Annotated in this window: 10 protein-coding genes; 8 read left to right on the top strand and 2 right to left on the bottom strand. The window is 59.7% G+C overall.

Translation table 11 applies throughout. From position 1 onward, the window contains the following. The first annotated feature begins 5 nt into the window (after positions 1-5). The 5 genes from AC6I8V_RS12560 (at position 6) to AC6I8V_RS12540 (ending at position 4,665) form a co-directional block, all read left to right on the top strand. Positions 6-989, top strand: a complete 984-nt coding sequence (locus tag AC6I8V_RS12560; protein ID WP_497842580.1) for an ABC transporter permease subunit — start codon at positions 6-8, stop codon at positions 987-989. Positions 990-1,058: 69 nt separating this feature from the next. Next, a complete protein-coding gene (locus tag AC6I8V_RS12555; protein ID WP_497842579.1) occupies positions 1,059-1,997 on the top strand; it encodes an ABC transporter substrate-binding protein in 939 nt (312 codons plus the stop codon). 58 nt (positions 1,998-2,055) lie between these two features. Continuing rightward, a complete protein-coding gene (locus AC6I8V_RS12550; RefSeq protein ID WP_497845831.1) occupies positions 2,056-2,739 on the top strand; it encodes a D-lyxose/D-mannose isomerase in 684 nt (227 codons plus the stop codon). A gap of 11 nt (positions 2,740-2,750) precedes the next feature. After that, positions 2,751-3,611: a ketose 1,6-bisphosphate aldolase gene (locus AC6I8V_RS12545; RefSeq protein ID WP_497842578.1), complete on the top strand. Its 861-nt coding sequence runs from the start codon at positions 2,751-2,753 to the stop codon at positions 3,609-3,611. A gap of 1 nt (position 3,612) precedes the next feature. Continuing rightward, a complete protein-coding gene (locus AC6I8V_RS12540; protein ID WP_497842577.1) occupies positions 3,613-4,665 on the top strand; it encodes a carbohydrate kinase family protein in 1,053 nt (350 codons plus the stop codon). On the opposite strand, the gene AC6I8V_RS12535 is transcribed toward AC6I8V_RS12540, so the two are convergent. Continuing rightward, complete coding sequence (locus tag AC6I8V_RS12535; RefSeq protein ID WP_497842576.1) at positions 4,602-5,348, bottom strand: response regulator; 747 nt, start codon at positions 5,346-5,348, stop codon at positions 4,602-4,604. The two genes, AC6I8V_RS12540 and AC6I8V_RS12535, sit on opposite strands and share 64 nt — an antisense overlap. Before the next feature lie 437 nt (positions 5,349-5,785). On the opposite strand from AC6I8V_RS12535, the gene AC6I8V_RS12530 reads away from it, so the two are divergent. Then, entirely contained in the window at positions 5,786-7,084 is a 1,299-nt protein-coding gene (locus tag AC6I8V_RS12530) for an NCS2 family permease (protein WP_497845830.1), read from the top strand. A 382-nt stretch (positions 7,085-7,466) separates the two neighbouring features. On the opposite strand, the gene AC6I8V_RS12525 is transcribed toward AC6I8V_RS12530, so the two are convergent. Further along, positions 7,467-8,921, bottom strand: a complete 1,455-nt coding sequence (locus AC6I8V_RS12525; RefSeq protein WP_497842575.1) for an AMP nucleosidase — start codon at positions 8,919-8,921, stop codon at positions 7,467-7,469. Positions 8,922-9,255: 334 nt separating this feature from the next. On the opposite strand from AC6I8V_RS12525, the gene AC6I8V_RS12520 reads away from it, so the two are divergent. Further along, positions 9,256-10,371, top strand: a complete 1,116-nt coding sequence (locus AC6I8V_RS12520; RefSeq protein WP_497842574.1) for a branched-chain amino acid ABC transporter substrate-binding protein — start codon at positions 9,256-9,258, stop codon at positions 10,369-10,371. Between the two features lie 82 nt (positions 10,372-10,453). Beyond that, positions 10,454-11,368 (top strand): ABC transporter permease subunit, encoded by a 915-nt coding sequence (locus AC6I8V_RS12515; protein ID WP_497842573.1) that lies wholly within the window; start codon positions 10,454-10,456, stop codon positions 11,366-11,368.

The following is an 11,368-nucleotide window of genomic DNA, read 5'->3' as shown; positions in this document are numbered from 1 at the left end:
CGCGGATGACCAGTGAAACGACCCGTATCAAAAACCCGACGCTGAAACGCGCGCTGATGAGCGACCTGCTGCAAACCGTCGGCATCCTGCCGATTTTGATCCTGATCGTCGCGGTGTTTGGTTTTGTCGCCCCCAATTTCTTTACCGAAGCCAATTTGCTGAATATCACCCGCCAGGCGTCGATCAACATCGTGCTGGCGGCGGGGATGACCTTTGTCATTCTGACCGGCGGCATTGATTTATCGGTCGGTTCGATGCTCGGTACCACCGCCGTGGTGGCGCTGGTGGTGTCGCTCGATCCGGCTTTCGCCAGCCTGACTATTCCGGCGGCGCTCGGCGCCGGGCTGCTGATGGGGCTGTTCAACGGCATCCTTGTAGCCTGGGCCGGACTGCCGCCGTTTATTGTCACCCTCGGCACCTACACTGCGCTGCGCGGAGCGGCATATCTGCTGGCCGACGGCACCACGGTGATCAATTCCGACATCAATTTTGAGTGGATAGGCAACGGCTATCTCGGCCCGCTGCCGTGGCTGATTGTGATTGCCTTTGCGGTGATTGCGCTGTGCTGGTTCATTCTGCGCCGCACCACCCTCGGGGTGCATATCTACGCGGTGGGCGGCAATGTGCAGGCAGCCCGCCTGACTGGCATCAAAGTTGGCGCGGTGCTGGTGTTTGTCTACGCGGTGAGCGGGCTGCTCTCCGGGCTGGGCGGGCTGATGATGGCTTCACGGCTCTACAGCGCCAACGGCAACCTCGGCGTGGGCTATGAGCTGGATGCGATTGCTGCGGTGATCCTCGGCGGCACCAGCTTTGTCGGCGGCATCGGCACCATTACCGGCACGCTGATCGGTGCGCTGATTATCGCCACGCTGAACAACGGTATGACGCTGATGGGGGTGTCGTACTTCTGGCAACTGGTGATCAAAGGCGGGGTGATCATTATCGCGGTGTTGATCGATAAGTATCGGACCCGGCATCACGTGGGGTGAGAACAACAAAAAAACGCGCGATTTATCGCGCAAAGCAATACCAACATAAAAAGCAGGAGAACATCGACTATGCGTTTTAATCCGATTATTACCGGACTGCTGGCGGCCACGCTGCTGAGTGCCCCGCTGGTCCAGGCCAAAGAGTTGAAATCCATTGGTGTCACCGTCGGCGATCTCGCCAACCCGTTCTTCGTGCAGATCACCAAAGGTGCGGCGCTGAAAGCGCGCCAGCTGGCGGGCGATGACGTGAAGGTAACGCTGGTCTCCAGCGGTTACGATCTCGGCCAGCAGGTGGCGCAGATCGATAACTTTATCGCCGCCAAAGTCGACATGATCATCCTTAACGCCGCCGACTCCAAAGGCATCGCGCCCGCCGTTAAACGCGCGCGTGATGCCGGGATCGTGGTGGTGGCGGTGGACGTGGCGGCGGAAGGTGCCAACGCGACTATCACCTCCGATAACACCCAGGCCGGGGCGATGGCCTGTAAATACATCTCCGACCGCCTGAAAGACAAAGGCAACGTGGTGATCATCAACGGACCGCCGGTTTCCGCCGTGCAGAACCGCGTGGAAGGCTGCATGACCGAGCTGAAAACTCACCCGGATATCAAGCTGCTGTCATACAACCAGAATGCCAAAGGCAGCCGTGATGGCGGGCTGGAGGTGATGACGGGCCTGCTGTCGGCGCATCCGAAAATCGATGCGGTGTTCGCGATTAACGATCCCACCGCTATCGGTGCCGACTTAGCCGCCAAACAGGCGCAGCGCAGCGAATTCTTTATTGTCGGCGTCGATGGCAGCCCCGACGGGGAAGAGGCGCTGAAGCGCAAAGGCTCGCTGTTTGTCGCCACCCCGGCGCAGGACCCGCAGGTAATGGCGGCAAAAGCGGTGGAGATTGGTTATGACATCCTGCAAGGCAAACCCGCGCCGGATAAACCGGTGTTGATCCCGGTGACGATGATCGATCGCAACAACGTCGGCAGCTACAAAGGCTGGACGGTGAAATAACGCGTGCGGGCGGCACCGCAGTGGCCGCCCCAACTTTCCACTGACCGGAGACGCAGTGATGCAACGTTCGGAAGTGAATAGCATTTTACAACTGACCCGCGAATTCTTTATGCGTCAGGACGTGCACCTGCCGCCCTGGGCCGACTACGGCCTCAGCCAGTGGCGCGCGCTGGATAAATCCGCCGCCGATGAGCTGCTGGCGCTGCGCCTCGGCTGGGATGTCACCAGCTTCGGCGCAGAAGATTTCGCGCAAACCGGCTTAACCCTGTTTACCCTGCGCAACGGTTCGCGCGGCGGCAAGCCATGGGGCAAACCCTATGCGGAGAAGATCATGCATGTGCGCGCCGGACAGGTGACGCCGATGCATTACCATCCGCAAAAGATGGAAGACATCATCAATCGCGGCGGCGGCAACCTGATCGTCACGCTGCATAACCGCGACGGGCAGCGGCTGGCGCAGTCGGAGGTGGTGGTCACCCTCGACGGCATCCGCCAGACCCACGCCGCCGGTTCGCAGCTGCGGCTGTCGCCGGGCGAAAGCGTCACCCTGATGCCGGGCATCTGGCACAGCTTCTGGGGCGAAGAGGGCTACGGCGACGTGCTGGTGGGTGAAGTCTCCATGCCCAACGACGATGAACATGACAACGTGTTTCTCACCCCGCTGGCGCGTTTCAACCCAATTGATGAGGATGAAGATCCGCGCTGGCTGCTGTGTAACGAATACGCCCGCTGGCTGGCCTGAAGGAGTCCTGTATGGCACTGATCTCACTGGCGCAGGGCCTCACCCATGCGCAACAAAACGGTTACGCGCTGGGCGCGTTTAATGTGCTCGACACCCACTTTTTGCGCGCGCTGTTTCATGCGGCGCAGCAGCAGCGATCGCCGTTTATCATCAATATCGCTGAAGTGCATTTTAAGTATGTCAGCCTCGATCATCTGATCGCGGCGATCCGCACCGAAGCGGCGCTGCACGACATTCCGGTGGTGCTCAACCTCGATCACGGGCTGCATTTCGCGGCGGTGATGCAGGCGATCCGTCTTGGCTTTACCTCGGTGATGTTCGATGGCTCGACCCTCAGCTATGACGAAAACGTCCGCCAGACACAGGAAGTGGTGAAAATTTGCCACGCGCTGGGCGTCTCGGTGGAGGCCGAACTGGGGGCGGTGGGCGGCGATGAAGGCGGCGCGCTGTTCGGCGAAGCCGACAGCGACAAATTCACCGATCCGCAGCTGGCGGCGGACTTTGTACGCAGCACCGGCATTGATTGTCTGGCGGTGGCGATTGGTAACGCTCACGGCAAATACAAAGGCGAGCCGAAGCTCGATTTCGATCGGCTGGCGGCGATCCGCGATGCGGCCAAAGTGCCACTGGTGCTGCACGGCGGGTCTGGCATCAGCGATGCGGATTTCCGTCATGCCATCAGCCTCGGTATCCACAAAATCAATTTCTATACCGGGATGTCACAGGCGGCGCTCGGCGCGATTGAGAGCCAGATCGCCCAGCGTGAGGCGCGTTACGATGCCTTTGCCGAGCTGCTGATGGCGGTGGAGCGTGATATCAGCAATGTGGTCGCGCAGCAGATGCGGGTGTTCGGCAGCGCCGGGAGAGCCTGAGATGGCAGACCGCAGCGGCATTCTGGCCGCAGGCAGTATGCTGGTGGATCATGTGCAGCGCATCAGCCACTGGCCGGAGCAGGGCTGGCTGGCGGAGATCCATCACAGCGAAAAATGCAGCGGCGGCGCGGCGCTGAACGTGTTGTTCACCCTCGCGCGGATGCAGCTTAACCTGCCGCTGGCCGGCGCCGGGATGATCGGCGAAGACAGCGACGGCGACTATATCGTCCAGCTGCTGGACGCGCATCAGATTGACCGCCGCTTTGTGCAGCGCACCCGCAGCGTCAATACCGCCATGACCCAGGTGATGACCACCCCGGATGGTCAGCGCACCTTCTTTCATGCGCGCGGAGCCAATGCTCAGCTCGACCTGCCGCATTTCGCCGCCATCAACACCTCGCATCGCATCTTTCATCTCGGGTATTTGCTACTGCTGGATTGCCTTGATGCGCCGGATGATACCTGGGGCACGCGTGGCGCCCGGCTGCTGGCGCAGATGCAGCAGCGGGGTTATCTGACCTCGCTCGATCTGGTGTCGCGCGCCGGGGAGTACCGATCGCTGGTGGTGCCGTCGCTGCGCTGGCTCGACTATCTGGTGATTAACGAGCTGGAAGCGCAATCGCTGACCGGCGTCAGTCTGCGCACCGCGCAGGGCATCGCCGCGCCCGCTGCCTTTGCCCAGGCCGCCGCCTGGCTGGGGCAGCAGGGGGTGCGTCGGCGCGTGGTGATCCATGCGCCTGAGGGGGCGTGGGGGCAGGAGGTGAACGGCGAGGGGGGCTGGCAACCGGCATGGCAGCTGACGGCGGAGGAGATTGTTGGCAGCGTTGGTGCAGGCGATGCTTTCTGTGCCGGGGTGCTGTATGCCAGCCATCAGGGCTGGAGCATGAGCGAGACGCTAAAGCTGGCGCATACCTGCGCCTGTTTTAATCTTCATGCGGCTAACGCGCTGGACGGCACCCGGCCACTGACCGAGATGCAGCGCTGGATGGATCAGGCGATTTGCGTGACGTGCGCCGCTGAAGCCGGGCGCATCACATCGGCGGAGAAGACATAACCGAGGCCGCGGATGGTGCGGATCAGGCTCGGCTGGTGCGGGTTCATCTCTATTTTGCGTCGTAGTCGCATGATCAGCACATCAATGGTGCGATCAAAGACATCGAGGGTTTCACTGTGGGTCAGCTCCAGCAGCTGGTCGCGCGTCAGCACTTTGCGCGCATGGCCCACCAGCGCCCGCAGCAAGGCATATTCCCCCTGGGTTAAGGGGACGCTTTCGCGCTGCGGATTAAACAGCTGGCAGCGCGCTTCATCCAGCCGCCAGCCGTTAAACTGCCAGCCATCATCCTGCGCGCTTTCCGGTTGTGCCAGCCGTCCGCAACGGCGCAGGGCCGCGCGCGCCCTGGCCACCACCACGCGGGGATTAAAGGGTTTGGCGATATAATCATCCGCCCCCATCTCCAGCCCGACCACCATATCCGCTTCCGATCCCATACCGGTGAGCATAATTACCAGCAGCTCGGGACGCTGTCGTTGCATCTGTTGCAGCACCAGCAGGCCGTTGGTGTCGGGTAGCATCATATCCAGCATCACCAGCGAGATTTCCGGGTGCGCCGCCAGCAGCGCCAGCGCCTCTTTGCCCTGATGGCAGCTGAATACGGTAAACACATGTTCACTCAACACATCGTGCAGTAGTTCGCATACGGCACGATCGTCATCCACCACCAGAATCGCGGGCTTCATTCGCTGCCTCTTTTGTTACGAAAGGGTTAAACGAGAGTGTATACCGACGGTTTTTACCTGCTACATCAGGCAGCAGAAACGTGAGCAGCATCGCCAGGCAGAATGTGAAAGCGTGCGTTACCGCAATCTTTTTTTGCAGCGCAGCTGACCAATGGGAAAACGATTGCGCACTCCCGGTGCAATGCACCATAATCGCGCCTCGTTCTGGTTCAGAATATTCCTGGTTACGGCGCGATTGAGAACGTAATCGATTGCGTAGCGTAATGGCATAGCAATTGCTATGAGGACAGGGGGGAAGGGAGTCTGTATACCAACCAGAGCACCGGATTGATGGCAGAGCATGCAGCCGTCAGCCCTTTTCCCGCAACAATAACGCGCATGCAAACCCCATTGGCAAGAGAACGCACGTCAGTGACGTCTCCCCATCACGAGAGATGATGATGTTAGAAAAACTATTCAAGCTAAAAGCGCACAACACAACGGTCCGCACCGAAGTTATCGCGGGCATTACCACCTTCCTGGCAATGGCATACATTCTGTTTGTTAACCCGAGCATCCTCGGTGCGACCGGCATGGATAAAGGCGCGGTTTTCGTTGCCACCTGTCTGGCGGCGGCGATTGGCTGCGTGCTGATGGGCCTGATCGCCAACTACCCGATTGCGCTGGCACCGGGTATGGGTCTCAACGCCTTCTTTACTTATACCGTCGTGCTGCATATGGGTTACACCTGGCAAATCGCGCTGGGCGCGGTGTTCCTGTCGGCCTGTATCTTCTTTGCGCTGTCGGTGTTCAAAATCCGTGAGTGGATTATCGCCAGCATTCCGTTGCCGCTGCGCGCCGGGATTGCCGCGGGTATCGGCCTGTTCCTTGCGCTGATCGCGCTGGAAGGCGCGGGTATCGTGGTGGATAACCCGGCGACGCTGGTGGGATTGGGTGATCTGACCAAACCGGGTCCGCTGCTGGCGCTGCTCGGCTTTGTCATCATCGTGGTACTGGAAGCGCGTCGCGTGACCGGTGCGGTGCTGATCGGCATTCTGATCGTGACCTTTATTTCAATGGGTATTGGCCTGACGCCATTTGGTGGCGTGTTCTCTGCACCGCCGTCTATCGCGCCGACCTTTATGCATCTGGATATCGCCGGTGCCTTTAACGTGGGTCTGGTGAGCGTGATCTTCGCCTTCCTGTTTGTTGACGTGTTCGACAACACCGGTACCCTGCTGGGCGTGACCAAGCGTGCGGGCCTGGCGGACGAGTTTGGCAACGTGCCGAAGATGGGCCGTGCGCTGATCGCCGACAGTGCGGCTGCGCTGTTTGGTTCGCTGCTGGGTACCTCAACCACCACCAGCTACGTGGAATCGGCGGCAGGCGTCAGCGCCGGTGGCCGTACCGGTCTGACCGCGATTGTGGTGGCGATTCTGTTCCTGCTGAGCCTGTTCTTCTCGCCGCTGGCGGGCAGCGTACCGGTTTATGCCACCGCGCCTGCGCTGCTGTTTGTGGCGGTACTGATGGCATCTGGCCTGGCGGAGATTGACTGGAAAGATATCACCACCGCTGCGCCGGTTACCGTGACCGCGCTGACCATGCCGCTGACTTACTCAATTGCTAACGGTATCGCGTTTGGGTTTATTACCTGGACGGTGGTGAAGTTGCTGAGCGGTCGTACCAAAGAGGTGAATGCGGCGCTGATTATTATGTCGATTCTGTTTGTGATTAAGCTGGGCTGGTTGAGCGCGTAAACAGGTCGGCATAAATGCCGACCCTACGGCGGTTGCCATTGATATTCGGGATAGGTTGCAGGGTGCGCATTAATGCGCACCGGCAAGCCAGGTCGGCATAAATGCCGACCCTACGGCGGTTGCCATTGATATTCGGGATAGGTTGCAGGGTGCGCATTGATGCGCACCGGCAAGCCAGGTCGGCATAAATGCCGACCCTACGGTGGTTGCCATTGATATCCGGGATAGGTTGCAGGGTGCGCATTGATGCGCACCGGCAAGCCAGGTCGGCATAAATGCCGACCCTACGGTGGTTGCCATTGATATTCGGGATAGGTTGTAGGGTGCGCATTAATGCGCACCGGGAAGCCAGGTCGGCATAGACGCCGACCTGCACCGAACCTTACCTGAACGGCGGTTCGTTAAAGGTACGCAGCTTGCGGGAATGCAGCTTATCACCCTCGGCCCGCAGCAACTCCACCGCACAAATCCCAATCTGTAAATGCTCCGATATCGCCCCTTCATAGAAGCGATTCGCCTGTCCTGGCAGCTTAATCTCGCCGTGCAACGGCTTATCCGACACGCATAGCAGGGTGCCGTACGGCACGCGGAAACGGTAGCCCTGCGCCGCGATGGTGGCGCTTTCCATATCCACCGCTACCGCGCGGCTTAGGTTGAAGCGCAACGCCGAGGCGGAGTAACGCAGCTCCCAGTTGCGGTCATCGGTCGTGACTACGGTGCCGGTGCGCAGACGCTGCTTCACTTCTTCGCCCGGCATACCGCTTACCGCTTTGGTGGCGTCGTACAGCGCGCGCTGCACCTCGGCGATGCTGGGGATCGGGATATCCGGCGGCAGTACGCTGTCCAGTACATGGTCGTCACGCAGATACGCATGGGCCAGCACGTAATCGCCAATGGTCTGGCTTTCGCGTAGGCCGCCGCAGTGACCAATCATCAGCCAGGCGTGCGGGCGCACCACCGCCAGATGGTCGCAGATGGTTTTGGCGTTGGAGGGACCCACACCAATATTCACCAGCGTAATGCCCCGGCGATTCGGTGAGGTCAGATGCCAGGCGGGCATCTGGTGCTTCTTCCACGCCAGATCCGACATCATTGCGGTCGGGTCCTGCGTATCTTTAGTGATTACCACGTCACCGGCGCAGGCGAGGCTGTCGTACGGCGTGTTCGGGTCCTGCACCTGCTCAATTGCCCAGCGCACAAACTCATCCACATAGCGGGTGTAGTTGGTAAACAACACAAACGGCTGGAAATGCTCGACGGCGGTGCCGGTGTAGTGGCGCAGACGTGCCAGCGAGAAGTCCGTGCGCAGCGCGTCGAAGTGCGACAGCGGAAACAGCGCGTCGGCGTTGAACAGGCCATCGGCGGTTTCATCACCGATCTGCGACAGCTCGGTCGTCGGGAAGTGGCGCGCAATGCTGGCGCTCATGGAACGATCGAGCGACAGATCGGAGCCATCAATCACGTAAGGATAGGGGATCTCCTGCTGGGACGGGCCCACCTCAATCACCACCTCGTACTCTTTCTCAATCATCTGTAGCTGCTCGCTGAGATAGTGGCGCAGCAGTGCCGGACGGGTAATGGTGGTGCTGTAGCTGCCGGTATGGGTAAAGCGGCCCCAGGCGCGAGTGCGGTTCTGCTGTGGGCCTTCTCCGGCCCAGGTCAGCCGCAGTTCCGGGTAAACAAATAAGCCCTGCTTACGTGCCGCGTCATCCGGCAGATGCCCCTGTTCGGTAAACTCACGAATCGCGGTGCGCAACGCTTCGACCGCGTTGTCGTACAGACGCTCCAGTTCATCCAGCGCCTGCTGGCTGCTAATGCCTTTCCGTTGTGTATTCATACATGCTCCCTCAGGAAAATGGGCCGATTTGGCTATAGCATAGCGGTTAAACCCCTCAGCACCATGAAGAATCTGTGATCGACCGCATTCTGCACCATCAGGGTGCTGGTGCGTCGCAAAACGCTGGCTATGGTTAAAGATCAGCAGCCGCGTTACTCCGCATTACGCGATGCCCGCGCAAAAACCTGTCACTAATGCTTACCTTTGGCGAGGTTTTTGCTTAATCGTTAACCGTGGCCCTGCTGGTCACGCACTGCACTCCGTTAAGTTTCAGAAATTGATTTCTCCCAGGCCGTGGTATGGCTCCGTTCCTGACCCGTTGAGGATTGAAAGCATGTCTTTGAAATTCATACAATTACCATTAAAGGTCGTGATTGCAGGTTGCCTGAGTGCGGCATTTTATGCGCAGGCAGACATTAAAATTGGCGTCGCCGGTCCGTTCTCCGGCCCCAACGCCACTTATGGCGCACAGTACTGGAAAGGTGCGAGCCAGGCCGCGGATGATATCAACGCGGCCGGTGGCATAAATGGCGAGAAAATTATCCTGGTGCAGGGGGATGACGCCTGTGAACCCAAGCAGGCGGTCGCGGTCGCCAACCGTCTGGTGGACCAGGACAAAGTGATGGCGGTGGTCGGCCACTTCTGCTCCTCCTCCACCATGCCCGCATCCGAAGTGTATGACGATGCCGGGGTACTGGCGATCACCCCCGGTTCCACCAACCCGCAAATCACCGAGCGCGGCATGAAAACCCTGTTCCGCATGTGCGGCCGGGATGACCAGCAAGGGGTGATTGCCGCCGACTACATCATCGACAAACTGAAGGCGAAACGGGTGGCGGTGATCCACGATAAAGACACCTACGGCCAGGGGCTGGCGGATGCCACCAAAGCGGCGCTGGAAAAACGCGGCGTCAACGAGGTGATGTATGAGGGCCTGTCGCGCGGTGAGAAAGATTTCAACGCGCTGGTCACCAAAATCGCATCGGTCAAACCGGACGTGGTCTACTTCGGCGGCTGCCACCCGGAAGCGGGTCCGCTGGTGCGTCAGATGCGTGAACAGGGCGTGAACGCCGCCTTCTTCTCCGGCGACTGTATCGTCACCGAAGATATGGTGACTGCGGCCGGTGGCCCGCAGTACACCAAAGGCGTCTACATGACCTTCGGCAATGACCCGCGTCAGATCCCGGATGGCAAAGCGGTGATCGCCAAATTCCGCGCCGGTGGTTTTGAGCCGGAAGGCTACACCCTGTATGCCTACGCCTCGATTCAGGCGCTGGCCGCTGCCTACAAAGCCGCAGGTAAAGACAATGCCAAAGCCAGCGCCTGGCTGAAGGCCAACAGCGTCGATACCGTGATGGGTAAAAAAGCCTGGGATCAGAAAGGCGATCTGAAAGTCTCGGATTACGTCGTCTATCAGTGGGACGACAAAGGCAAATACCACCAGCTGTAAGCTGACACGCGGCCCCGCCGCGCGCGGGGCCATTCGCGATTGGGCGCGAGGTTTGCGCTCCCTTTAAGCACGGGACTTGCATATGGACGCCTTCTTTCTCCAGCAGATGGTGAACGGCCTGACGCTGGGCGCGGTTTACGGACTGATTGCCATCGGCTACACCATGGTTTACGGCATTATCGGTATGATCAACTTCGCCCACGGCGAGGTCTATATGATCTCAGCCTATCTGTGCGCCATCGCCCTGGCGCTGCTGAGCTTCTTCGGCATTCACTCCTTTCCCCTGCTGATTTTCGGCACCCTGCTGTTTACCGTGGTGGTGACGGCGATCTACGGCTGGACCATTGAACGCATCGCCTATCGCCCGCTACGCAACTCCACGCGACTGGCCCCGCTGATTTCGGCGATTGGCATGTCGCTGATTTTGCAGAACTACGTTCAGATCAGCCAGGGACCGAATCAACAGGGCATCCCGACACTGATGAGCGGCGTGCTGCGCATGGAGATTGACGGCGGCGTGGTGCAAATCACCTGGACCAAGGTGTTTATCCTGATCGCCGCCTTCTGTGGCATGGCGCTGCTCACCTGGATCATTCAATACACCCGGCTTGGACGCATTTGCCGTGCGGTGCAGCAGGACCGGCGCATGGCGGCGATTCTCGGTATTAACACCGATAGGGTGATTTCGCTGGTGTTTATGATGGGCGCGGCGATGGCCGGGCTGGCCGGGGTGCTGGTGACCATGAACTACGGCACCTTTGATTTCTACATCGGCTTTATTATCGGCATTAAAGCCTTTACCGCCGCGGTGCTGGGCGGCATCGGTTCGCTGCCGGGGGCGATGCTCGGCGGCCTGCTGCTGGGGGTTGCCGAAGCCCAGTTCGCCGGTCTGGTGAACTCCGACTACAAAGACGTGTTCTCTTTTGCTCTGCTGGTGGTGATTTTGATCTTCCGACCCCAGGGGCTGCTGGGACGACCGCTGGTTGCCAAAGTGTGA

It is taken from the genome of Pantoea sp. X-Soil-TKNS-1207, assembly GCF_059730485.1.
Note: the sequence above shows the minus strand (reverse complement) of the source record. Positions and strands in the feature narration are given on the sequence as shown.

Excerpts from the sequence above, each read along its gene's own strand:
- AC6I8V_RS12515 (WP_497842573.1), top strand. The coding sequence starts at position 10,454 with ATGGACGCCTTCTTTCTCCAGCAGATGGTGAACGGCCTGACGCTGGGC.
- AC6I8V_RS12535 (WP_497842576.1), bottom strand. The coding sequence starts at position 5,348 with ATGAAGCCCGCGATTCTGGTGGTGGATGACGATCGTGCCGTATGCGAA.
- AC6I8V_RS12560 (WP_497842580.1), top strand. The coding sequence starts at position 6 with ATGACCAGTGAAACGACCCGTATCAAAAACCCGACGCTGAAACGCGCG.
- AC6I8V_RS12520 (WP_497842574.1), top strand. The coding sequence starts at position 9,256 with ATGTCTTTGAAATTCATACAATTACCATTAAAGGTCGTGATTGCAGGT.
- AC6I8V_RS12555 (WP_497842579.1), top strand. The coding sequence starts at position 1,059 with ATGCGTTTTAATCCGATTATTACCGGACTGCTGGCGGCCACGCTGCTG.
- AC6I8V_RS12525 (WP_497842575.1), bottom strand. The coding sequence starts at position 8,921 with ATGAATACACAACGGAAAGGCATTAGCAGCCAGCAGGCGCTGGATGAA.
- AC6I8V_RS12530 (WP_497845830.1), top strand. The coding sequence starts at position 5,786 with ATGATGTTAGAAAAACTATTCAAGCTAAAAGCGCACAACACAACGGTC.
- AC6I8V_RS12550 (WP_497845831.1), top strand. The coding sequence starts at position 2,056 with ATGCAACGTTCGGAAGTGAATAGCATTTTACAACTGACCCGCGAATTC.
- AC6I8V_RS12540 (WP_497842577.1), top strand. The coding sequence starts at position 3,613 with ATGGCAGACCGCAGCGGCATTCTGGCCGCAGGCAGTATGCTGGTGGAT.
- AC6I8V_RS12545 (WP_497842578.1), top strand. The coding sequence starts at position 2,751 with ATGGCACTGATCTCACTGGCGCAGGGCCTCACCCATGCGCAACAAAAC.